Source organism: Alistipes provencensis, assembly GCF_900083545.1.
In the GTDB taxonomy this organism is placed as follows: domain Bacteria; phylum Bacteroidota; class Bacteroidia; order Bacteroidales; family Rikenellaceae; genus Alistipes; species Alistipes provencensis.
Window position 1 is genome coordinate 2,793,783 of record NZ_LT559262.1, and the last position, 23,343, is coordinate 2,817,125.

General features: G+C 47.0%; 18 protein-coding genes and 1 pseudogene. 3 read left to right on the top strand and 16 right to left on the bottom strand.

Features of this window, described 5'->3' with window-relative positions; translation table 11 throughout:
- Positions 1-472: 472 nt before the first annotated feature.
- The 9 genes and pseudogenes from BN5935_RS10880 to BN5935_RS10920 all read right to left on the bottom strand — a co-directional run.
- Positions 473-685 (bottom strand): annotated as a pseudogene (locus tag BN5935_RS10880) (DUF4141 domain-containing protein); the annotation flags it as partial.
- 23 nt (positions 686-708) lie between these two features.
- Positions 709-1,089: a DUF3876 domain-containing protein gene (locus BN5935_RS10885; protein WP_004291516.1), complete on the bottom strand. Its 381-nt coding sequence runs from the start codon at positions 1,087-1,089 to the stop codon at positions 709-711.
- Between the two features lie 40 nt (positions 1,090-1,129).
- Positions 1,130-3,634 (bottom strand): TraG family conjugative transposon ATPase, encoded by a 2,505-nt coding sequence (locus BN5935_RS10890; protein ID WP_004291515.1) that lies wholly within the window; start codon positions 3,632-3,634, stop codon positions 1,130-1,132.
- Positions 3,631-3,963, bottom strand: coding sequence for a DUF4133 domain-containing protein (locus BN5935_RS10895; protein WP_004291514.1), 333 nt, complete (start codon positions 3,961-3,963; stop codon positions 3,631-3,633). The genes BN5935_RS10890 and BN5935_RS10895 overlap by 4 nt, the downstream gene beginning before the upstream one ends.
- Positions 3,964-3,973: 10 nt before the next feature.
- Complete coding sequence (locus BN5935_RS10900) at positions 3,974-4,291, bottom strand: DUF4134 domain-containing protein (protein ID WP_002560983.1); 318 nt, start codon at positions 4,289-4,291, stop codon at positions 3,974-3,976.
- A gap of 201 nt (positions 4,292-4,492) precedes the next feature.
- Positions 4,493-5,221 carry a hypothetical protein gene (locus BN5935_RS10905; protein ID WP_004304280.1) on the bottom strand — a complete coding sequence of 243 codons (729 nt, stop codon included), beginning with the start codon at positions 5,219-5,221 and terminating at the stop codon, positions 4,493-4,495.
- Between the two features lie 16 nt (positions 5,222-5,237).
- Positions 5,238-5,591: a DUF3408 domain-containing protein gene (locus BN5935_RS10910; protein ID WP_004291505.1), complete on the bottom strand. Its 354-nt coding sequence runs from the start codon at positions 5,589-5,591 to the stop codon at positions 5,238-5,240.
- A 2-nt stretch (positions 5,592-5,593) separates the two neighbouring features.
- Positions 5,594-6,034, bottom strand: a complete 441-nt coding sequence (locus BN5935_RS10915; protein ID WP_004291503.1) for a DUF3408 domain-containing protein — start codon at positions 6,032-6,034, stop codon at positions 5,594-5,596.
- A 2-nt stretch (positions 6,035-6,036) separates the two neighbouring features.
- Positions 6,037-7,086, bottom strand: coding sequence for a ParA family protein (locus BN5935_RS10920; RefSeq protein ID WP_004291492.1), 1,050 nt, complete (start codon positions 7,084-7,086; stop codon positions 6,037-6,039).
- 421 nt (positions 7,087-7,507) lie between these two features.
- Between BN5935_RS10920 and mobA the strand changes: the two genes are divergently transcribed.
- Genes mobA through mobC form a run of 3 tightly spaced genes read left to right on the top strand, consistent with a single transcriptional unit; the run spans position 7,508 to position 11,211 of the window.
- Positions 7,508-7,936, top strand: a complete 429-nt coding sequence (gene mobA, locus BN5935_RS10925) for a conjugal transfer protein MobA (protein ID WP_004291488.1) — start codon at positions 7,508-7,510, stop codon at positions 7,934-7,936.
- Entirely contained in the window at positions 7,915-9,162 is a 1,248-nt protein-coding gene (gene mobB, locus BN5935_RS10930; RefSeq protein ID WP_004291483.1) for a conjugal transfer protein MobB, read from the top strand. The genes mobA and mobB overlap by 22 nt, the downstream gene beginning before the upstream one ends.
- A gap of 30 nt (positions 9,163-9,192) precedes the next feature.
- A complete protein-coding gene (gene mobC / locus BN5935_RS10935; protein ID WP_004291482.1) occupies positions 9,193-11,211 on the top strand; it encodes a conjugal transfer protein MobC in 2,019 nt (672 codons plus the stop codon).
- 131 nt (positions 11,212-11,342) lie between these two features.
- Here mobC and BN5935_RS10940 read toward each other — a convergent pair whose 3' ends face one another.
- The 7 genes from BN5935_RS10940 to tet(Q) all read right to left on the bottom strand — a co-directional run bounded on the left by BN5935_RS10940 (position 11,343) and on the right by tet(Q) (position 23,150).
- The gene (locus BN5935_RS10940; RefSeq protein WP_004291481.1) at positions 11,343-14,597 is read right to left on the bottom strand and encodes a P-loop NTPase fold protein; all 3,255 of its coding nucleotides are present in this window, start codon (positions 14,595-14,597) and stop codon (positions 11,343-11,345) included.
- Positions 14,598-14,613: 16 nt separating this feature from the next.
- Positions 14,614-15,744, bottom strand: a complete 1,131-nt coding sequence (locus BN5935_RS10945) for an ATP-binding protein (RefSeq protein ID WP_004291480.1) — start codon at positions 15,742-15,744, stop codon at positions 14,614-14,616.
- A gap of 301 nt (positions 15,745-16,045) precedes the next feature.
- Positions 16,046-16,651: an RteC domain-containing protein gene (locus BN5935_RS10950; RefSeq protein WP_004304269.1), complete on the bottom strand. Its 606-nt coding sequence runs from the start codon at positions 16,649-16,651 to the stop codon at positions 16,046-16,048.
- Positions 16,652-16,889: 238 nt separating this feature from the next.
- On the bottom strand, positions 16,890-17,312 hold the full coding sequence (locus tag BN5935_RS10955; protein WP_004291474.1) for a dihydrofolate reductase family protein: 423 nt from the start codon (positions 17,310-17,312) through the stop codon (positions 16,890-16,892).
- Between the two features lie 279 nt (positions 17,313-17,591).
- On the bottom strand, positions 17,592-18,914 hold the full coding sequence (locus BN5935_RS10960) for a sigma-54-dependent transcriptional regulator (protein WP_004291471.1): 1,323 nt from the start codon (positions 18,912-18,914) through the stop codon (positions 17,592-17,594).
- Complete coding sequence (locus BN5935_RS10965) at positions 18,907-21,225, bottom strand: hybrid sensor histidine kinase/response regulator (protein ID WP_004291467.1); 2,319 nt, start codon at positions 21,223-21,225, stop codon at positions 18,907-18,909. The genes BN5935_RS10960 and BN5935_RS10965 overlap by 8 nt, the downstream gene beginning before the upstream one ends.
- Positions 21,225-23,150 (bottom strand): tetracycline resistance ribosomal protection protein Tet(Q), encoded by a 1,926-nt coding sequence (tet(Q), locus tag BN5935_RS10970; protein WP_004291466.1) that lies wholly within the window; start codon positions 23,148-23,150, stop codon positions 21,225-21,227. Before tet(Q) ends, BN5935_RS10965 begins: the two co-directional genes overlap by 1 nt.
- Positions 23,151-23,343: the final 193 nt, after the last annotated feature.

Sequence of the window (23,343 nt, forward strand, 5' to 3'; positions counted from 1 at the left end):
AGCTCCGTTGCCTTGTCGGATTTTCATAGGTCTGTACCTAATAGCCTTGCGGCGTTCCGATTTAGGCAATCCCCGTTTACGATATAATAACATGGCTATGATAGATTGTCGGATATGACTTCCGCCCGTTACCGCTTACTGCGGTTGTGCCGTAATTTGTTCCTGCCTCTACTACACGACGCTCGCAACAGAGGTATTACGGTATAGCGAGTTAAGTTATCTTTCACTATAAAACATACTGGGTTCACTTGGACTATCATTCAATCAGTTTGGATTTTATCCTCGTATCTATCTGTTTCATCTCACCATTCAGTTGCAATTTGATAACTAATTGACTTATGGCTTTCCAGCGTGCTATACTCCCTGCCGTCCTTTCGTGGGCAGATAAGCTGGTGATGATAGGTAAATATTGGAACACTTACCTAATAGCTTGCCAATGCTACATTTATTATATCGCCTATACGGGCGCACCATCGTAATACTTCTTGCCCTGCTGATAGATTTTCACCGTCTCCTGAAAGTTGCTCACCATGTTCGTGGCGGTCTTGGAGGTATGGATGATGTTTTTGGAGGCATTGATGATGCCCTGCGCTAGATTGCCCGGATCGCTTACGACCCACTGTGCGCTTGCCCTGCCCGCGAAAAGCAGGCACAGGCAGATAATCATTGTTATTCTTGTTCTCATGTTACTTTGGATTTTAGTGGTTGTTATTCTTCGGTCGGATGTCCCGGCTGCGGCTTCACCCGCACATAGTCCCCGTTTGGCGAGAAAGTCAGCACATCCGTGGCCTCGTTGTAGGACACGTCGATGCGGAAGCCGGTGTTCATGAACAGGTTGCCGTTCTCCTCCTGCAAGAGATAGGTTTCCGGCTTGAGCTTGCGGCGCAGACCGCTACGACGGAACACCGTCACTTTGTAGGCTTCGCCCTCCTTGTAGATAAGCACGTCAGGTTTTCCCTCCACGCTCTCCCAGTTCCCGCACAGCATGTCGCGGCGGTTGTCGGCCACGTCGCAGGATTGCAGCATCATGACCGCCAATCCGATAAGGCACTTGCTGACTTGCAGCATTTTCACTTTTGGTAAATTCATACGCGTTTTTCTTTTTTGGTTGATACATTCTGTTTTTTAGTTATTCCTTGTTTCTCCGCCTTTCGGCAAGCTGCCGGATGGCGGCTTCGATGTCGTCGCCCAGCTTCTCCGCCAGACGGTAAACCTCCACTTTTTCCGTTTCCTCGGTGGTGTACGCCAGATACTCTTCCGCGCTGACCTCCGTGGCATAGACCGCCGACTGCGTGCCGCCCAAGCCTATCCACACCTCCTTGTAGAGCCGTGAAGGGTTGTTCGCCATGTTGATGGAGAGTATCTGCGACTTCTCCTTTTCCGTCAGTCCGAGCAACGCCTGTATCTGGTCGAACTTGTTCATATATTTCCTTTGGTCAAGCAGGATTTTACAATCCGAGTTGTTGATAATGCTCTCTTTGACCACCGGAGAACTGATAATGTCGTCCACCTCCTGCGTCACCACGATTGCCTCGCCGTAATATTTTCTGACCGTCTTATACATATAGCGCAGATATTCAGCCATGTTCGCCGATGAGAGGGCCTTCCAAGCCTCTTCCACGATAAGCTGTTTCCGCACGCCTTTCAGCCGCCGCATCTTGTTGATGAAGGCTTCCATGATGATGATGGTCACGACGGGGAACAGTTCGCGGTTTTCTTTAATCGAATCTATCTCGAAGACGATGAACCGCTTGCCGAGCAGGTCGATGTTCTCCGTGGAGTTGAGCAGGAAATCGTAACGCCCGCCCCGGTAATACTGCCGCATGGTGGTGAGCATGTTGTCGATGTTGAAGTCGGACTTCTCCACCTTGATGTCACGCTGTGCCAGTTCCTTGCGGTAGTCGTCACGCATATACTCGTAGAAGGTGTTGAACGACGGCACGATGCTACGGTCGGATTGGATGCGCTCAATATAGGCACTCACGGCACTGCCCAGCTCGCCGCTCTCCGTCTTTGTCACCTTGTCGTCCTCCGACTTCCAGAGCGTCAGCAACAGGGTCTTGATGCTGTCCTTCTTCTCCACGTCGAAGATGTAATCGTCGGTGTAGAACGGGTTGAAGCTGATGGGCTTATCTTCCGTGTAGGTGAAATACACACCGTCCGCTCCGCCTGTCTTGCGTCGGATCATGCCGCACAAGCCCTGATAGGAGTTTCCCGTGTCCACCAATACCACATGTGCGCCTTGCTCATAATATTGGCGCACGAGGTGGTTCATGAAGAAAGACTTGCCGCTGCCCGAAGGACCCAGCACGAACTTGTTGCGGTTGGTCGTGATACCTCGCTTCATGGGCAGGTCGGAGATGTCAAGGTGCAGCGGTTTTCCCGTGAGCCTGTCCACCATCTTGATGCCGAAGGGCGAGAGCGAGCTGCGGTAGTTGGTTTCCTCTGTGAACAGGCACACCGCCTGTTCGATGAAGGTGTGGAAACTCTCTTCCGCCGGGAAGTCCGCCGCATTGCCGGGTATCGCCGCCCAGTAGAGTGTCGGGCAGTCGATGGTGTTGTGGCGCGGCACGCATTCCATGCTTGCCAACTGGCTGCCCACGTCGTTCTTGATATGCTTCAGTTCCTCCGCATCGTCGCTCCACGCCATGACGTTGAAGTGTGCCCGTACCGAGGTCAGTCCGTAGGAATGGGCTTCGTTCAGGTATTGGTCTATCCACTCGCGGTTGATGCTGTTGCTCCTTGAATAGCGAGATAGCGACTGCATGTTACGGGCGGACTTCTCGAACTTCTGCAAGGTTTCCTCACTGTTGTCTATCAGCACATACTGGTTGTAGATATGGTTGCAGGAGAGCAGAAGCCCCACCGGGGAGGCGAATGACAGTCGGCAGTCACTCCGGTCGGTGGAGAGCTTCTCGTAACGGGTGTCGGTAGCCACCTTGCCCGGCAGGTCTTCCGCGTCGGAGAGGGTGTGCAGACACAGGCGGTTGTCGCCGATGCGCATCTCCCTTGCCGAAAGCTCGATGTCCTGCAAGGTGGTGTCACCTTCCGGCATGAGCGAGAAGTAGCGTTCAATAAGTCCCGTCTTTCCCTCAGTACCCACAATCTCATCGGTGGAGAGGCGGCGCAGCCTGACAAGCCCGCTGTCGTTCATGATGCGCTCGAACTGTTCGCAGGCTTCCAAGAACTTGGTCGTGGTTTCCCTGTCCAGCTCCTTCGGGATGATATGTCCCCGGCACAGCGTGCTGAAATTGCTCTGCATCCGGTTACGCTCCTTTGTTGTCTTGGTCAGGTAGAGGTAGCAGGTGTGTTTCAGGTACGGACGCTCGTTGAAGTGACGCTCGAAAGAGCGGCTTAAAAAGCTCATGTCGTCCTTCTGAAGCTCCGGTTTGTAGCGTTCCTTGATGAACCAGTCCTGTTTGTGGACGACGGAGTAGTCCGGCAGCACCTTGATAGCCTTGCACCAGCAACTGTGTATCGCCTCGTACTCCGCACCCGTCACGGTGTAAAGTTCCGGTAGTTCCACCTCGAAAGCCACCGTGATGTCGGCGTCCTTTGAGATGATGCAGCCATGCTCCACCGCTAAAAGTGGGAACCTGTTTTCCAGTGTTGTCATTTTCGATGTATTCCTCATTGTCTTTCTTCCTTTCGTTGTCGTTTGAACAGACGGGTTATCCGCCGCCGGTTGATAAGGTATCGGGGATGGCTCCGTGCCGCTCCTAATTTCATCAGCCCGTGTTCACCGTACCGGGCGTTCAGCGCGAAGGTCTGCCATACAAGGAGGGAGGACGATGCCGCGCCGAAGCCGATACATATCCACTGGTCGATACCGACCATGTAGAGGATGACGAACAGGACGAAGAGAGCCAGCAGACCTCCGCAGAAGATGAAGAGGTACTGTGCCTTCAAGCCCTTGAACTCTACCGGACGGCCGATACCCTTGTTGATTGGGTATTCAGCCATACATTATTTATTAAAGGAAGAATGAGCGCAGGATGGTGGCGGCAACAATCAGGAAGATGCACGCGCCGAACCACGAGGCGGCTGTCTTGCTGGTGTCGGGGTCGCCCGATGAAAACTTGCCGTACACTTTTACGCCCCCGATAAGCCCGACGACTGCACCGATGGCGTATATCAGTTTAGTTCCGGGGTCGAAATAAGAACTCACCATAGAGGTGGCTTCGTTGATGCCCGCGATGCCGTTTCCCTGCGCGAAAGCGGAGGCGGTTGCGGCGATGACAAGTGCCGCGGAGAGGATTGCTTTTCTGTTTTTCAAGATGTTCTTGTTCATAAACTGTTCTTGTTTTTTGCCGTCAAAAGGGTGGATGGTCCTTTGTCGGGCGGTTGATACTTTGTTTCTTTACTTTGGTTTTAGTGGATGCCCGTTTGTTTCCACGGACGTGGGCGTGTCCGTTGCGGATGGGGATGCGCCTTGCGTTTCCTCGCCGCGTGGGTTGATGTCATTCTTTCATGTTCATTTCTTTTATTGTTGTCATACATAGTTGCGAATGTCGAACTCCTCGATGTTGTCCGGCACGACGAACTCCTTTTCAGATTTCTTCAGCCGAATCTCGATAAGCCCCTTGATGCGGATGCCTATCTCCGAAGAGCCTTCCATCATTTTCTCGTACAACTCCGTGCCCTCCATGTCGGTGAACACCTTAGCCGCCTTTTCACGTTCCGCCTGTGTCGCGTCCGGGTTTTTGGCGGTCTTGCAGGCGTCGTCAATCTCGTCAAAGCTGCTGCCCGAAGCCCGTGGCGTGTCCGAGGCGTCCTCTTCCGGTTCGTCGTCCCCGTATCCCAGTTCCTCCGGCGGTATGCTCGTGAAGGTCTCATCGAGTTTTTCCTCCGGGACTTGTGCCGGGCGGGATGCGTTTCCCGTTTTTCCGTCGTCAAAAGTAGCCTCTTCCTCCGACAGCTCAATGCCTTTTTCAATAGTGGCGGCTTCTTGCGTCGGTATGGCAGCGGTTGTCCGGGTGGATGCCATCCTGAAACGGCTCTTGCCGATGATGTCCGCCTTTTCCGCAGGGACTTCCTCGTGTGCCGCTATGCGTTTAGCCTCATTCCCGTCCAGTGACCGCCATAATCCGACAATGCCCTTGAAGAAGCGGACAATCCGCGTGTCCATGATGCGCTCGTAAAGGAGCAGGAACAGGAACCAGAGGTTGCAGCCGACCGATACCGCCAGCAGAATGTCTGTCATGCTGATTGTGTAATTCATATCCTTCCGTTTTTGGTTAGAATACTGAATTGTAATTTCGGGCATAAAGGCTCTTTATCGCATCTTCGCACTGGTTGAAGTGGTGCGTCAGCACATGGTCGATGTAAGCGGACAGCGTAAGCCGGTCATGCCCGATTACACGGGTGATACGCATGATACGCTCGTGGTACTCCGGGCGCACATACGCCATCTTCCCCTCACGTGCCTTTACTTCCGGGTCGCGGATGAACAGGCGTTCATAGTCCTTCTCACTGCATTTGCCGCTTACCGGGACAGGCGACAGTATTTCCACACTCGCCTGCACTTGGGTAAACATACCTCCGCAGTCTTGCTGTGGTCTTTTTTCATTCGGTGTCATTTCTTTTTCCATTTTCAAATCAGATCTTCACGTTGTTTCTTGTACAGTTCGTTGATTCTCTCCTTGTGCTGTTCCAGATGCTGGCGCAGCACGGTATCCACATATCCGCCTACTGAGATTTCCCCTCCGGCGATGTCGTTCACGATTCTGAGGATCTTGCCGTGGACGTCACGGCTGATATAGACACATTGGCGGGTCTTTATCTCGTTGCGGCGCAGGAATAGCTCGTTGTAGTCCTCGTCCTGCCTTTTCCGGCGTCCACTTTCCCTCTGCGCTTTTTCCCGTGTTACGGGTTGCACAGGAGATGGTTCCGGTGCGGCGGTGTCCTCTTCGGTCGGTGCAGCTGCGGGTACTTCCTGTGCGGGGCGCAGTGTCCCGTCCTGTGTGCGCCGCCCGATGGAGGCTAACAGCAGTTCCTCGTCGATGCCTTCCGTGTTCACTTTCCTGCTGCCCATGCTCACTGCGGTCTGATGATGTCGCTTATCTCTTCGGAAAACTCCCGGATGCCACTCCCTTTCAGCAGTGCCGTGTCCATCGGGAAGATGGTGGAGCGGAAAACGCTCTTGCGCTCTTCCGAAAGGTCACGGCGGAACTTCTTGCTGTCGGGCAAGCGGGTGGAAAGTACCGGAAAGCCCATTTCGGCTATCACTTCCTCGTAGATGCCGTACAAGTCGTTCCTCTCCCTGCCGTCCACCATCGTCCAGAACAGATGCAGCCCCTTTGTTTTCGCCTGTCCGGTAGTCATCAGCCTGTCGCGGAACATCGTGACGAATTTCAGGGTACTCTCCACGACAAAGCGGTCGGCACTCAGCGGAGTGAAAATGTAGTCCATCTGCGAGAGCGTCTTTATCACGCCGTTGCTTCGGAGTGTGCCGGGCATGTCGAAGAACACCACGTCGGGTTTCACGTCCTCAGTGGCAATCATCCTCTCGGCATCGTCGAGGGCGTTCACCGCATTGCTTTTGACGATGGTGTAGGCGTTCTTTTTGATCCGGCGGAAATGGTCGCAAGCGAGAGCCTTGAAGTAGGTGCTGCTGTCGATAAGCCCCATTTCGTGTTCGCGCAGCCCGTGGATGCTGTGCTGCGGGTCGTCGCAGTCCACGACGGCGACATTGTAGCCTTTCACGTTGTGCAGGTAGCTGGCGGCAAGTGCCGTGACAGTGGATTTGCCGATGCCACCTTTCTGTGTTGCGAATGCAACGAAGATTTCCTTACTCATAGTTCCATTTATTTTAATTGTTGATGATTTGTTTTTCTGTTTCCATACGGATTTGGCTGTCGCACCATCCGCTTCCGTGACTACACACGCAGGCGGGTCGTCGCGTATCCGGTTCTGTGGTGAAGCGGTGCGTCGGACAAATGGTGATTGACGACATTGCGTCATGAAGTCATTGAATCCATACGTCACCGAATTGTCGGAGAACCGGGTTTCCGACGGTTCGGGTATCCGTTTCGGCAAGTATCCGAAGAAGCGGATTTCCGGGTATTTGAATGTTCCGTTTATCATATCTTCAAATCGTTCGTTTCTTGAATCATGCTGCAAATAAACAAGTATATTTTGGAACCTGTATCACTTCTCCGGCAAGTGGCGGCACGTTGCGCCGGTTGGCAGTCATTGACCGGGTCAAGCATCTGTCCGATACCGCTTTAAGGGCGTAACTTTGCACCCGGACAGCAGGGTTCGCCGATGACGCGCGGCCCGGAGTCCTGAAAGGTATTTTCCCAATCCGTCCCCTGACGGATTTTTATGTTCACCTGAACATAGCAAGATGTCTTTTCAGCCGCTCAAAATATTTTGAGCAGCCACGAAAAGCACTTGCCCTTGCAGGGGGCGGGCTTTCCCTCCGAAGTCGGGAAGCCTTTCAGAACTGCGGTGCTGTAATCCGAAGCGGCGGCTTATGCCGTCAATCCGCTAAATCCAAAGTAATATGAAAGAGAAAAGGAAAAGCAAATCAGGGAGAAATCCCAAACTTGATCCGGCGGTGTACCGGTACACCGTCCGTTTCAACGAGGAGGAACACAACCGTTTCCTCGCCATGTTCGGAAAATCGGGTGTCTATGCACGGTCTGTTTTCCTCAAAGCGCACTTCTTCGGGCAACCGTTCAAGGTGCTGAAGGTGGACAAGACGTTGGTGGACTATTACACCAAACTGTCGGATTTTCATGCACAATTCCGTGCCGTGGGTACGAATTACAACCAAGTCGTGAAGGAACTGAGGCTGCATTTTTCAGAGAAAAAGGCGATGGCGTTGCTCTACAAATTAGAGCAACACACCGTCGAACTCGTGAAACTGAGCCGCCGGATTGTGGAACTTTCAAGGGAAATGGAGGCAAAATGGTCGCAAAAATCAGTGTAGGAAGTTCGTTGTACGGCGCGATTGCCTACAACGGGGAGAAGATTAACGAGGCGCAGGGGCGGCTTCTCACCACCAACCGCATCTACAATGACGGTTCGGGAACGGTGGACATAGGCAAGGCGATGGAGGGTTTTCTCACCTTCCTGCCACCGCAGATGAAGATCGAGAAGCCGGTGGTGCATATCTCTCTCAACCCGCACCCGGAGGATGTGCTGACCGATATTGAGTTGCAGAATATCGCCCGCGAGTATCTGGAAAAACTCGGTTTCGGAAACCAGCCTTATCTTGTATTCAAGCACGAGGACATCGACCGCCACCACCTGCACATCGTGACGGTCAACGTGGACGAGAACGGGAAAAGGCTCAACCGGGATTTTCTCTACCGCCGCAGCGACCGTATCCGCAGGGAACTGGAACAGAAGTACGGATTGCATCCGGCAGAACGTAAAAATCAGAGATTGGATAATCCGTTGCGCAAGGTGGCCGCATCGGCAGGTGATGTGAAGAAGCAGGTAGGCAACACCGTGAAGGCTCTGAATGGGCAGTACCGTTTCCAGACGATGGGCGAATACCGTGCGCTCCTTTCCTTATATAATATGACGGTGGAGGAAGCGAGGGGCAACGTGCGCGGACGGGAGTATCACGGGCTGGTCTATTCCGTCACGGACGACAAGGGTAACAAGGTGGGCAACCCGTTCAAATCCTCGCTTTTCGGGAAGTCCGCAGGCTATGAAGCCGTACAGAAGAAGTTTGTCCGTTCCAAATCGGAAATCAAGGATAGGAAACTGGCAGACATGACGAAACGCACCGTCCTTTCCGTGCTGCAAGGCACTTATGACAAGGACAAATTTGTATCCCAACTCAAAGAGAAGGGCATCGACACCGTACTGCGCTACACAGAGGAAGGGCGCATCTATGGGGCTACCTTCATCGACCACCGCACGGGATGCGTGCTGAACGGTTCGCGCATGGGTAAGGAGCTTTCGGCGAATGCCTTGCAGGAACACTTCACCCTGCCATACGCCGGACAACCGCCGATACCGCTATCCATCCCTGTGGATGCTGCGGACAAGGCACACGGGCAGACCGCCTACGACAGTGAAGATATATCGGGCGGTATGGGCTTGCTCACTCCCGAAGGTCCGGCGGTAGATGCCGAGGAAGAGGCTTTCATCCGGGCGATGAAGCGCAAAAAGAAGAAAAAACGCAAGGGCTTGGGTATGTAATCAGAGTATCAACAATTAAAAAATCAATGTATGTCACAACAAGAAGACGATTTGAGGGCATTGGCGAAAATCATGGATTTTCTGCGTGCCGTGAGTATCATTTTAGTGGTCATGAACGTGTACTGGTTCTGCTACGAAGCCATCCGGCTGTGGGGCGTGAACATCGGCGTGGTGGACAAAATCCTTCTGAACTTCGACCGCACGGCGGGGCTGTTCCATTCCATTCTCTACACGAAGCTGTTTTCCGTCCTTTTGCTTGCCTTGTCCTGTCTGGGTACGAAGGGTGTCAAGGGTGAGAAAATCACTTGGGGGAGAATCTGGACAGCATTTGCCGTCGGGTTCGTGCTGTTTTTCCTGAACTGGTGGTTGCTGCCCCTGCCGCTGCCGCTTGAAGCGGTGACGGGACTGTATGTCCTTACCATTGGAACGGGCTATGTCTGCCTGTTGATGGGTGGTCTGTGGATGAGCCGCCTGTTGAAACACAATTTGATGGAGGATGTTTTCAACAACGAGAACGAGAGTTTCATGCAGGAAACGAGGCTTATCGAAAGCGAGTATTCGGTCAATCTGCCGACACGTTTCTATTACAGGAAACGCTGGAACAACGGTTGGATCAATGTAGTTAATCCCTTCCGTGCGTCCATCGTGTTGGGTACGCCGGGCAGCGGCAAGTCCTATGCCGTGGTAAACAATTTTATCAAGCAACAGATTGAAAAGGGCTTTAGTCAATACATCTACGATTTCAAGTATCCCGACCTATCTACTATTGCCTACAACCATTTGCTGAACCACCCGGACGGCTACAAGGTAAAGCCGAAGTTCTATGTGATCAACTTCGACGACCCGCGACGCTCTCATCGGTGCAATCCCATTCACCCGGATTTTATGGAAGATATTACGGATGCCTATGAGAGTGCCTACACAATAATGCTCAACCTCAATAAAACGTGGGTGCAAAAGCAGGGCGACTTCTTCGTGGAGTCACCTATCATTCTGTTTGCCAGTATTATCTGGTATCTCAAAATCTATCAGAACGGGAAGTTTTGCACGTTTCCCCATGCTATCGAGTTTCTGAACCGCCGTTACGAGGATATATTTCCGATACTGACCTCTTATCCGGAGCTGGAGAACTACCTTTCGCCGTTCATGGATGCGTGGCTTGGAGGGGCTGCGGAGCAGCTCATGGGTCAGATAGCGTCGGCAAAAATCCCGCTTTCGAGGATGATTTCACCGCAGCTCTACTGGGTGATGTCAGACAGCGAGTTTACGCTGGACATCAACAATCCCGAAGAGCCGAAAATCCTCTGCGTGGGTAACAATCCCGACCGTCAGAATATCTACGGTGCGGCACTCGGTCTGTATAATTCCCGTATCGTGAAGCTCATCAACAAGAAGGGGATGCTGAAGTCATCGGTCATCATCGACGAGTTGCCCACAATATACTTCAAAGGGTTGGACAATCTTATAGCTACCGCCCGAAGCAACAAGGTTGCCGTGTGTCTGGGCTTTCAGGATTTCAGCCAGTTAGTGCGTGACTACGGGGACAAAGAGGCGAAAGTGGTGATGAACACTGTCGGCAATATTTTCTCCGGTCAGGTGGTGGGGGAAACAGCCAAGACGCTCTCCGAGCGGTTCGGTAAGGTGTTGCAGAAACGGCAGTCCATCTCCATCAACCGGCAGGATGTTTCCACCTCCATCAACACGCAGATGGACGCGCTCATTCCACCGAGTAAGATTTCCGGGCTTACGCAGGGAATGTTTGTCGGTTCTGTATCCGACAACTTCAACGAGCGTATCGAGCAGAAGATTTTTCATTGCGAGATTGTGGTGGATGCCGAAAAGGTGAAACGGGAAGAAAGTGCCTACAAGAAAATTCCCGTCATTACAAACTTCACGGACGAGGACGGCAACGACCGCATGAAGGAAACGGTGCAGGCGAACTACCGGCGCATCAAGGAAGAGGTGAAGCAGATTGTGCAGGAGGAACTGGAGCGTATCAAAAACGATCCGGTGCTGTGTAAACTGCTACCAGATAATGAGACTGTCTAACAAGTCCCCAAAATTGAAAATTATCCCTATCGAAGTTTGAAGTGACCCCCAAAAGTTGGATACAATTTTTTTGGGGGGCACTTCAGTTCTGACGGGTAAAATCGTAAAATTCGGACTTGTTAGACAAATACTTACGCGGTTTCAACCTCAGGTACTGAATCTATCGAATTGACAAATTTAACCAATTGCGGATCTGAATCTTTTTGTATGAGGTTTCGGAGACTCTTTTTCAATTCATAAGCATCATCCCCTGCTGTATTTATTAAATCCATATAAAAATCTTTGTTTTGCAGAATCAATGAACGGCATGCCCCATCGGAAATTACAGGTTTCACTATTTTATCAATAACGTCTCCAGCTTGACTTTTCAAATTACCATGCGATCTAAGCCATGTTTCGAAAAATTGAAACTTTATTGCATTGATAGTCTTTTTACCGATGCAGAAATCATTTCTTATATCGGTAACTGTCGATTTAATTTTTCGTTTATCCAATCTTTCAACTATATTCTTGAAACAATTAGGGAAAGGATTCAAACTTTGAGTTCCAGAAGCAATATCCATCAGAATCTTTTTGCCAAATTCAGTCAAGTTATCTGGCAAGGATTTGATTTTAGCCAGTAAATGTTTTATTGCGACAAACCAATAATATGATGTATGTGCTGTTCTTTGGGCGTATAATGTATCAACACTTATTTCAGACAACGCTTCGAACGCTATTTTATTGATATGATCGGTCAGGACATTGCTTATTTTAGTGGTCAAATCGTAAAAAGATGCGTCAGGAATTACATCTTTAATATTGTTCTTAGTGATATACTTATCCAAATCGGTATTCCACTCTGCTAAATGCTCGATAAATACCTCATCCGTTACACCTATTCTGTTCTTAATATCTTCAAATTGGGGCAATATGTCTGAGAGCAATAATTTATAGCCAAGTTTATGATTTACCATGTATTGTAGTGTTTCATTTAATAGCGGTATATTCCATCCCACACTATTTACTAATAAGTCTCCATGATCCACATAATAGTCCATGAGTTCTGCAACATATTTTATATCTCCACCCTCTATTAAGGAAACGGAATGACCATGTGCCAATTGCATGGCGACTAAATCGTAATATCCAGACTCTTTAATGTTTCGGCCATCAGTTTCTAATTCAGAATGCAACTGATTTATGTAGGTTGAATCTAACGTTACAGGTAAAGGTCTTTCTTCGTCAGATGCCAATAAACGATAGGTTGTAAATATAGCCCCTATATTATCTTTATTTACATTCTGTTCATCAATGCAATTCGTGATCGCTTGCAAAAGCGTTGGAAACGTATAGGTAGAATTATCTTTTAACGTTTTTACAATATCTGCATGGTCGAAATTATCGGGTAGTAAGTTTGCCAAATAATTATCGAGCGCCTCCGAATTTGTTGCTACTTGATAATATTTATATGCTTTAGTTGTCGCGTTATCCCGATAGGCAGCATCTGTTGCATTTGCAGCTTGAATATAATCGATAAATGTATTTGGCTTGACTGTTTTTGCTTCAATCAATGACGTAAAATCGCACGCCAACTTATTTTGCGCAATAAACCTGTCTATTGCATCTAACGTTTTGAAATAGTCGCCGCCATTGAAGTCATTGAACCGAACTATCTTCTTATATAATTGAGCAATCACATGGTTTTGGCTTTCCGTGTCTAAATGCAACAGCAGTTCTTGGTATTCGACAGGGAACACCTGCTTCTCTATGGATTCTTTTAATTTCAATTGTGCTATTCTTTGCCATACACGCAGAATAACATCGCTCTTTCGAGTTAATTTATGCAAACAATGTATAATCTTATCGATAAGCGCATTGTCCATACATTGTATAACTTCTTCTAATACAGTGTCAAATTGTTTATTAGTCTCTGCATATTGATTTATGTCGTGGTCTTCTTCTCCGTTGATGCAGCCTTCAATATATTTTTTCAATGGAATTTGTCGAGCATCTTCAACATCGACACCATATACCAAAGCTGCAATTTCGCGTTGTGTTTGCAGATCATTGTTAATTATTGTTTGAATGCCATTCAGATAGTCGCCGGACAATATTTGTTCTACTGGATTTGCCAGAATATCCGTCTTCTTCAAACAGAACAATGCTATGTTTATCATCAAAATTTCGTTACACCACTCTTGTTTAAGAGCGACCATCTCATTGATATATGATATAATTTCCCTAACATTGGCATTAGGATTTACCAATCTGAATATCCGATTTATAGTTTCTTTCGCTTCATTTTCTGTTTCTCCAAATGCTTCAACAAACAGTTTGTTGAATATACTTCGATAGTCGGTAATAACAGGAGGAGCAACACGATAAACAATAGGGAAAGTTTTATTGATAAAATACTTGGTCAGTTGTTTCGTTTGTTCGTCGGTCTCATCTCCGAATGCACAAGCTAAATGTGTTTCATCGAAAGGAATAACAGCCCAAACATTTTCAAAACCGCTATCGGCGAAGAACGTATGGATAGAAGACCATAATTCTTTTACTTTTTCAGCGGGGAGACGATCCATGTTGTCAAAAACAAGGACTAATTTACGTTGTCCTTTTTCCTTGATAAAATCAGAAATGTCTTGCATCCATGTTTTGAACTCGTAAACCGTTGGTTCGTCTTCGCTCAAAGTCTCATAGCAAACGTCCTTTTCGACTTTATCTTGATAAATAGCTAACATATAACTCCATCCATATTTATGATCTTTGCTATATGCCCATTTCCAAACGCACAATGCAATAAGAACTGGCAGTGCAGCTATGATAATAGACAATAAAGAAAACCACCATGTTGTGGGTGTAGGTTTTACTGCATACGCAATAAATGTAAATATCGGAGTTAAAACTGCAACCAAAAATGCCGCAACCATACCATTACTGATAAGGGGATATTTTTCGGTTACGGTCTCCGTTTTACGGGCTAATAAATATTTCAGCTTTTCAGACCATGATACGGTTTTCGTACCTCCACCTTTGACTTTTATTGTTGCATTTCCAGATAGGATACCATCATCAATAAGTTTGCTTGTAAGCAATTCCAATATAGAGCGGCGTTGCAAGTCCTCTTGATGTCCCCATGCGTCATACTCAAAAAAGTAATAGTCGTCTGATAATTCACGTTCCAACATTTTAACCACGTTGGATTTTCCAGATCCCCAAATACCTTCGATGCCGATAATTCGAGGTAAAGTACATTCCTCATCCAATGAATCATTCTGACAAAAATGGCGAGCAATAGTTTTTGCCAACCTTTCTTGCGAACCTCCATCGAATTTGTCAATACCACACGGTTTATTTTGGATAAACCGCGGATATTGCTGTTTGGATTGTAGTTTTGTTTCCATATACGTAATTTATTGATTATACGAACTCCAAATAATTCTCCCGATTTACCACATGAAACTCGGCATAGGGATAGGCTTCTTGGAAGGCTTTCGGTGCGGCCGGCATTTTATTTCCCCACTTGAACTCCAAGGCGGTAAGACTGTCGGCACTCTCCTCAATCAGGTCGATTTCCTGTTTGTCGTAGGTGCGCCAGAAATAGAACTCCCTGTGCAGTCCCTCATTGAAGTTCGCTTTGCGCCGCTCTCCGATGATGTAGTTCTCCCACAGCGCACCGACATCCTGCCGAATGGCCAGCGGTGAGAAAGCCCCGATAATGGCATTGCGAATGCCGTTGTCGTAGAAGTACCACTTGCCAGCTTTTGTAACCTCCTTGCGTAGGTTACGCGAATAAGCCCCCAGACGATAGATAACGAAGACCTTTTCCAATAGGTCGAGGTATTTTTCAACGGTCGTCTTGCTCATGCCGAGTTGTTTACCTAACTCTTCGTAAGAAACTTCGCTGCCCAACTGAAAAGCTATCAATCGCAGTAGATCGCGCATCTTGCTCGAATTTTTTAAGCCGTCAATTGCTAAGATATCTTTAAGCAGGTATGCACCGACAATATCACGTAGGTAGTCTGTTTTACGTTCATAGTTCTCCATCATTACTACTTCGGGATAGGAACCGTAAATCAAGCGCGCTTCGAGGTTCTGGCGGGTTTCAAGTGCCGTTTCCGTCTGTGCGATTTCCCGTTGCGAGAATGGTGTAAGGAGAAATTGCGTACTGCGGCCGACCAACGGTTCACCAGTCTTATTCAGCAAATCGAATGACGAAGAACCACTTGCCAAGACACTTATTCCCGGTATTTCATCAACTATCAACTTCAGAATACTACCGATTTGTGGTATGTTCTGTGCCTCATCAATAGCCAGCAAATCAATACCATCCAATAAATGCCGATAATTGGCTATTGAGCGATTCTCCAATAGTGCTAATGTGTCGTAGTCTTCGCCGTTGAGCATCATCGTCCTACCTGAATAGTTGTCCACAATTTTACGCATCATTACCGTTTTACCAACACGGCGAGCACCAAAAATCAGTACTGCTTTATTGGGCGCGATTCGTGCTGTAATCTTCTCTTGAAGTATTCTATTTACTGTTTCCATACCTTATAAAATATAATGCAAAGATAATCATATTTTTTTAATTGGCGAATTTTACAAAAAAAACGGGCTATTAAATGGCGATTTTTACAACCACAATCTTATGGAAGTTGTTTCATTGTTTTTAGTAATGATATATGTTCATACTATGATGACTCAATAATTTACCAGACATACGTTTCTGAAATTTGTCCTTATAGGAATGAAAAACTCACATATATTGTGCTAATTAATATATAATTAAATGAAAATAAAAAGACAGGATACGAGTATTCCTGTCTTCTCATATGTAATGGATATTTTTTTATTTTCTCATCCGCTCCAACTCCTCATCACGCAACATTCTCTCGTTCAGTTTTTCCTGCATCCTGTCAATGAAATAGGTGCGGCTTTCGTTCTTCCGGCGTTTGATATCAGTGTAGAAGCGGTAGCAGTCTTTAGAATCAACCCCGAATATCTTATAGAGAAGTGGGGCGAGCTGTTTGAGCGGCATATTGCCGTTGTTGATGCAGCCCATCACGTCTATGCCGTAGATAAGTTCCACGAGGTCGATGGCATTGCCCGTCCATTGAAGAAGGCTGGCGGTGGTTTCTGTTGCGTTGTTGGCGGATATTAGTGGTGGCACTTGGGGCGTGGCAAGGAATTTCTGCATCTTTCTTACGAAAGACAGAGCCTTGCTGACGTAGGCGGCAATCTCTCTTTTTTCTTCTGACAGATTACGTACGGGATGGTGCTGCAACTCGATTTCGATGTAGGCAAGCGCGATGACGGTAAGGTTCATGTCCATGCCGCCGTTGCACAGTTCGATCACTTGGGTGGCGAAAGCCGTGTATGCCGTTTCCATATTGCAGTCGCCGGCTTCGTTTATCAGGCGGAAAAAGTCGGTTTCCGCCAGCAAGAAATAATTCATGGTTCTGTCAATTTTGAAAATTACACTTTGTTTTCTGCGTGCGCACATGAATATAATTGGCAAAAAACGCGGCAGAAAATAAAAAATCCAACACTCAATTTTACAAAGTGCTGGATTTCAGAGGTATAAAATTCAGTATTTTTTCACAAGGACAAATTATCTCCGACTTAAATTGTTTGTAATCGGAACATTTATTCTATTCCTGAAAATAGAAATGTATGCTTGCCGCACATTTTGGCTATCTTGCTTTTTTATCAAGGATATAGATAATGCGACATACACCGTTGGGATAGCTTTTCAAAGAGGAAAGCGTCCAGTGTTGCTCTGGCAGAGCCGACTTAAAAAAATGTCGTCCGCTTCCGGATATGAAAGGAACGGTGTATAGTATGATTTCATCCACAGCGTGCATCCGCAGCAGTCCGTTTATATAGTCTGCCGTGTCCGGTGTGGCTTCCGCGAGGTAACGGATGTTTGTGCAGTCTTTTCTCCATTCGTGCAGCATTGAAATGGAATAGTCCGGTGTCACACGGTAAAAGGCTTTCTTCCTGATTTCATCAAGACCGCAACGGTCAAGGCACAAATCCTGATGTGCTTTATCATATAACTCTGAAGAAAGACATCCGTCCATCGTCAGTACGGCGAGAATCTGAACTTTACCCATAATCGTTTCCTTTCGTTAGGCAAGGGTAAAAAAGTAGCGTGCAATTCACACTACCTTCAAGCGATGGCTCTGGTAAAGCCTTTACGGAGAGTACGTGAATGCACGCTATGCGTAAGCATAGCATAAGCATCACGCAATCGTCTCCGTAGTTCCAATTTACCAGATTTTCGCTTGAAACGCCTTGCGGTCTTATCCTATATGTTGGCGGCGAAAAGCTCCTGCCAATCGCCGTTTTTCTCAAATGTTATGCAAAGATAGCCAAATTCAGTGAATTACGGGCTATGATTGCTTGAATTTATATTTAAGTCCATACTCTTCAAGTTTGCTGTATAGTGTTGTCCTGCCTATGCCGAGCAGTTCTGCGGCGACACTCCGGTTGCCGTTTGCCTGTTTCAACGCACGCAATATCCGCTCCTTATCCTCCGCGTCATTGCGCAAGGCGAAGCTGACAGTAGAGGTCGGTTTCGTCACGGCAAGTTCCAGATGCTCTTTCATGACAACACCTTCCTGCGCCTGCAATACAGCACCCATAACTTTCTGCCGAAGTTCCCGCACGTTGCCCGGCCATGCGTGTGTCAGCAACGCTTTACGTGCTTCGGAACTGAACCCGCTCACGCTACACTCCAGCTCTCTGTTTGCCATATCACGGAAGAACTCTGCCAGCGGCATAATGTCTTCTTGACAGTCACGCAACGGAGGAACGGTTATCCCGAAGTCGTGCAGGCGGTACAGAAGATCCTGCCGAAAACGCTTTTCATTCACCGATACCTCCAAATCTTCATTGGTAGCAGCGATGATGCGGACATTGAAATTCCGGTCTGCCTTGTCTCCGACCGGGCGATACCGCCTCTCCTGTATGGCACGGAGCAACATCTGTTGGGTTTCCAACGCGAGGTTTCCTACCTCGTCCAGAAACAACGTGCCGCCTTCCGCCTCATGGAAATATCCTTTCTTGGCATTGTCCGCACCTGTAAATGCACCTTTGACGTGTCCGAAGAAAGCCGACGGTGCAAGCTCTTTGGAGAGTGAACCGCAGTCCACCGCCACAAATGGCTTGCCTGCACGTTTGCTCTTGTCATGCAACAGGTGGGCAATATGCTCCTTGCCCGTGCCGTTCTCACCAAATATCATCACGCTCATATCGGTGGCGGCTACCAGCCTTATGCGGTGCATGATTTTCTGAAAGGCGGAACCTTCACGGGCGAATATAGGCATACGGCGTTGTCCTGCCTGACGTTCTTTCAGTATGGAACGGATCAGGGGGACAAGTTTATCCTCCACAAGCTGTTTGGGAATATAGTCTATCGAGCCGAGTTTCATGCTTTCCACGGCGGTATTAACTTCGGCGTAGTCGGTCATAATGATGAAGGGCTGCATCTTTCCCTCCTTTCGCATCCAGCACAAAAGGTCTATGCCACTGCCGTCAGGCAGACGCAGGTCGGCAACCACGATATCATTATCTGTTGCCTGTTGCAGATGTTTCTTCGCGGTTGAGAGGTGGTAAGCCTTCATATTGCGGTAGCCCTCCCGTGACAGCATATTGCAGACATATTCGCAATACACGATGTTGTCTTCCACCACAATTATTTTTGTCTTATTCATCTTCGTATTTTCTCCTTTCCTCTTCTGCCAACCGTATTATTTCCACTCCCTTATCCAGCACGGCAGTCACGGCATGGCTTAACGCTTCACCATCCGGGAGAGCATCGCCACGAAGCAATCCGTAAAGTACATTCAGCGGTTGGTCGGCACGGAGCACCTCCCACGAACTGCGCAGGTGGTGGATCAGGGAATCCAGCTTTTGCAGGTCTTTTTCTTTTGCTGCATCCCGTACCGCCTGCATTTCCTTTTCTGTTTCAGTTATCAACTTTTCCAGCATGACGGCTTCATTGCCATAGGACAATAAGGCGGAAAAGTCCGGTTTCCCGTCCGGTGTCGCTTTTATGGCACACCTGTCGGAAACCTCCATCAGTTCCGATATGGAGAACGGTTTGAACAGGCATCCGGCAAAGCCTTTTGCCAATAGTTCCCCTTTGTTACAACTGCCCGAAGCGGTTGCCACAACCACCGGGATTGTTGGTGAATTGCCCACGTTGGACGAACGCAACAGTTCCAGCAATTCGAAACCGTTTATATCGGGCATATTCAAGTCTGTCAGCAACAGGCTGTATTCTTTCTGGCGTATCATTTCCATCAGTGCCGCAGCATCGGTGCAAGTGTCGCAGTGTATTCCTTCTTGGGAATACATCTCTTTCAGCATCAGAAGTAATACCTCATCATTGTCAATGGCGACAACATCATGGAATTTATTGTTATGATAAACAGGTGTATTGCTTGTATATCCAAGCTGTTCTTCAGCTTCCTGCATAGAAATTTCAACTGTGAAACGACTGCCTTTCCCTTTCTTGCTGTCTAAACGGATTGTTCCGCCAAGCATCGACACAATATTACGCATTATGGCAAGCCCAAGCCCGAAACCCTCCTTTGCGGCGGCATTTGATAGACGTTCAAACGCACCGAACGCTTGTTTCTGTTCCTCTTCTGTCATGCCTGTACCTGTATCTTCAACGACCAGTGTCAGAACTCCATTATCATATTCAGTAATCAAAGAAACACCGCCTTCTTCTGTGAACTTGACAGCGTTTGACAGCAGGTTATTCCCGATTTGTATTATTCGCTCTTTGTCGGTCAATACAATGGCATCGTGTCCAGTCTTCACGGACAAGGACAGCCCTTTGTTCACGGCAACAGGCATGAACTCCGTTTCAAGTGTGTGCGTGATTGCTGAAATCCGGCAGGGTGACAGACGGGGCTGTTCCTTGCCGTTGTCCAGGCGGAAGAAGTCAAGCAAAGTGTTAAGCATATCCCGCATACGGTCGGAGGATTGCAGTATGTTTTGGATATACTGCCCGGACTTATCCTCACACTGTTCTTTCCGTATCAGTCCGGCATAGCCTGTTATTGCTGTCAGCGGTGTGCGCAGTTCATGGGTGATAGTATGTACCGCCTTCTTCCTTGACGTTATCAGTGCCTCGTTCCGTTGTACGGATTGTTCCAGTTGCCTTATCAAATCAGTTGTCTTGTGCTTGTATTGTTTAATGCTTTTTGCATCACGATGTATGATGATGTAGGAAATTAACAACAATAGAAGAACGAATCCCATTAAACCGCCTACTTGCATAAATGACTTTTCACGCATGGCAACTATTTCGTTTTCCCGGCTTTGCAGTTCGGTTTGTACCTTTTCTTCTATTTGGCAAATCAATTCTTGCAGTTGTCTGTTAAGTTCTGCATTACGAGCTGCAAGGCTGTCGGCTTGTTCCGACAATTGGCGATCCTGCACTTTCTGTTCGCTGATTACGTTTCTATTGACCGAATGAAGGATAGTGGTTGATACTGCTGGAGTTACTTCCTTTTTTTTGCCGAATATGCCTAAGAAACCTTTTCGTTTTGGCTTTTTGGACTGTTCCTGCACACTTTTCTGTACAATAACCGGAATTTGATTGGCTATCTTCTTGTTAATAGATTGTTGTTCATCCATTAACCGGACTATCTGGAACATCTGTCGTTCCTTATCCTCTAAAAGACTGCGCACACTATCGATGCGCTCTGCTGGATAGGTGGCCTTGAAACGGCAGAGCATACTGTCCATTGCCATACGCCGTGCATGGTAATGCTCGATATCTTTATCGTTCCATTCCAGTATTGTTTCACCCAATAGAGAAAATTTTATCATTTGAATATTGATATTGTTTATTTCTTTTCGGAGCTCGTCTATTTTTTTATTGCCAAGTTCTAATGCTTCTATCTCCTGCCATTCATAGAGGCTATTATATGCCATACATCCGATAAGAATGGAGATAAGTATATATCCCAACCGTATTGCCTTATAGAAATTTCCTGACCGCTCCATTATTTTAATGACATTGATTTTTGGAACATGAATAAAAGTTTATCTTTTTCGTTCATGCGGATATTATCAGAATAACCGTCTTTTGTTATTTGATACCCACATGGCTTAACCATAAAAATGCCTAAGCCCTTAGTGTACGAACTTACTTCTGAGGCATAGTCTTTACTTGTATTTAATGGAACTTTCCCTTTAATATGACACCACTCATTATTACAACTGATGTCTTCAATCTCAGACATCAGTTTTTGCAAATCTGTAATAGCTTTGGAACTCGCTACTTGGGGTATCTGCAACTCAAAACAGAGCATCGGTTCGAGAATGTCCACACCTGACTGTTGCAAAGCCAGCCTGAAGACATAAGGGGTCAGCTGTCTGAAATCAGCAGGTGTACTTACCGGGCTATAATACTCGGCTTGAGTAAAAGTTACTTTCAGATCTGTCACTTCCCATCCATGTAAACCAGATTGGCAAGACATACGAATCCCTTCAAAAACGGCATTTTGAAAAGAATGGTTCAGATAACCATAGGAGATGTCACTTTCGATTTGCAACCCTGCCCCTAACGGTAAGGGTTCAAGAGTCAGCCCTATTGTGGCCCAGTAAGGGTTGGGTGGTACTTCGATCTGAATAATCTTATTGACCTTTTTTATAGGTCGTTCTTTGTAGATAGTCTTGATCTCATCAAAATGGACCTTTACGGAAAATCGTTCTTCCAGCAATGTCTGTATGATTTCCTTTTGGGTCAAACCATATAACGAGATTTCCAATTCATCACTATATGAGTTTATGGAAAAGGACAAAGACGGGTCTTCAATCCACAATGTATTCAGAGCGGATATCACCTTGCTTCTCTCTTCGGGCTTATTTGGCCGGACGGAGGATTTGAGAGCGGGATGCTGATGAGATAATCCTTGAATCAAACAAGGTTTAGCACCTAAATAATCTCCGATTCGAAAATCTTCTATATCTTCTACAATCGCGATATCATTGGCACCCACTTCATCAACATTTATCTCTCTGCCCTGATAAATAGTCTTTAGATTTTTAATCTTGATGAATTTTTCCGAATCGTTGATTCTTACAACGTCTCGAAGTCTCAGACTTCCGTCAATTATTTTAAGAAAACTTCTTTTATGCCCTTTGGGGTCATGCTCTATCTTATAGAGATAAGCTGAAAGTCTGTTTGAGACTGATGCCGGAGGAAGTATAAAAGAAGAAATGGCGTCCAACAACTCATTGATACCGATATTGAACATTGCTGATCCATGTAGCACCGGATAGACTTTGGCTTTTGCCACAAGAGCGATTATCGTATTCCAATAATCAGCCGGTGAAATTTCGCTATCCGCCAAATATCGTTCTAATATATCGTCGTCATGGTTGCATACAAATTCTTTGTATTCTTCCTTTATATATGTTTGGGAGCAAACCGGATAAACCGATCCATCGACAACAGTTTGCATAAACAGGACATCTTGCGACAGATTTGTTTTTATATCCATATACAAACGCTCCAAATTCACACCGGCACGGTCAATCTTATTGATAAATATAATTGTCGGGATTTGCAGCTTTTGTAAAGTACTGAACAGCAACTTTGTCTGCGCTTGTATGCCTTCCTTTGCGGATAAGATGAGGACTGCTCCATCAAGCATTTTGAATGTCCGCTCCACTTCCGCAATAAAATCCATGTGTCCCGGAGTGTCAATGATATTGCATTTCACTCCATTCCAGATAATAGATGTCGTAGAAGCCCGGACAGTAATTCCTCTACGTTTCTCTATATCCATAGAGTCCGTTATGGTGTCACCATTATCCACACGGCCGCACTTTTCCGTTGCTCCACTGGCAAACAGCAGATTCTCGGTTACGGAAGTTTTTCCTGCATCAATGTGAGCAAGAATTCCTAAATTTATAATATTCATTTGGATTAAGCAATAATATACTACAGTAGATGCATTGTCGAAACGCACCTTTTAATACCTCCTCGTAGCATATGAGAACTACAGGATTACTAACTCGTATTAATATGTATATTATTACTGCCGCATAACGATTACAAAATTACACAAAAAAATATATCTAACAAAAGTGGGAGGATTTTTTAACTTTTTACCA